This window comes from Lacinutrix iliipiscaria (assembly GCF_042686125.1).
GTDB lineage: Bacteria > Bacteroidota > Bacteroidia > Flavobacteriales > Flavobacteriaceae > Oceanihabitans > Oceanihabitans iliipiscarium.
Map to the genome: position 1 here is coordinate 1 of NZ_JBHUOV010000023.1, position 1,022 is coordinate 1,022.

Below are 1,022 nucleotides of genomic sequence, written 5' to 3' on the forward strand. Positions count from 1 at the left end.
TGGCGAAAAATCCGCTGGAGGAAAATGGCAAGGCTTAGACTTGCTAATTTTCCGAGTAACTAATATAAGAATTTTATCTAGATTGTTGACTTAACCAACTAGCGCAGCAATTAATTATACACGTTGTTGTGCTTTCGTTATTTAAATAATTTGTTTGATTTTTCGAAAGACCTTAATCATCGGCTCTGTTCTCTATTTCCAATGCAATTAAATCATTTAATTCTCTGACATCGCTTTCTAATTTTTTGAAAGCACTTAATTGTCTATGATAATTATCGCTTAATACGTCTAAATTATTCATAACAAGTTTGTTATCAATCATATTTGATATAGAGTTTTTCAAAGCGCTCATTGCGTTTTCAAAATCTTTTTTAGCGAATTTTATATCTACATATTCAGAAAAAACAGGACTTAAAGGCGCAAAATCTTTGGCATTATAAAGACCTTCTGAATGCTGCATAATACGTTTGTGAGTAGTTTCAGATGTTTTGTCCCAATTTATTATCGACGTATAATTATTGTTCAATGCAATTAGTTTTATTTTAATGGAATCATTTTTTATGATGTCTAAATTCCCACTACTCAACATTTCTGAAAATGTGTCTTGTGTTGGATTAATATTATTCCACGTTACAGCGAATTTCAAATTCTCTGCTAATTTTATATAGTCAATGGTATCTTTTTGTTTATTAAAATTAAGAGCTATTGTATTTTGTATATGCTGCACTTGAGTTTTACGTCTTGTGTGAGTGTCTTTCCATAGAATTTCGTTTTTATTTAAATCAACTAATAATCGTTTTAAGTAACTTATTTCAACTTTTCGTTGTTTACTTCTTTCATTGCTGTTGTTAATTTGCAATGCTATTAGTATTCCAATAACAACAAGAATGATTTCTCCAACTGCATAAATCAAATACTTACTGAATTTATTTTCAGAGAGTAATTTTTGTCTAATTTTTCTAAAGAATTTTATCATTGGTTAGTTCTTTCTCTAAAGTTAGAATAATTTTTTTATTCCGTAA

1 protein-coding gene is annotated in these 1,022 nt (G+C 28.4%); it reads right to left on the bottom strand.

From position 1 onward, the window contains the following. Positions 1-172: 172 nt before the first annotated feature. A complete protein-coding gene (locus tag ACFS5M_RS14245) occupies positions 173-976 on the bottom strand; it encodes a DUF6090 family protein (RefSeq protein WP_183490593.1) in 804 nt (267 codons plus the stop codon). Positions 977-1,022: the final 46 nt, after the last annotated feature.

Excerpts from the sequence above, each read along its gene's own strand:
- ACFS5M_RS14245 (WP_183490593.1), bottom strand. The coding sequence starts at position 976 with ATGATAAAATTCTTTAGAAAAATTAGACAAAAATTACTCTCTGAAAAT.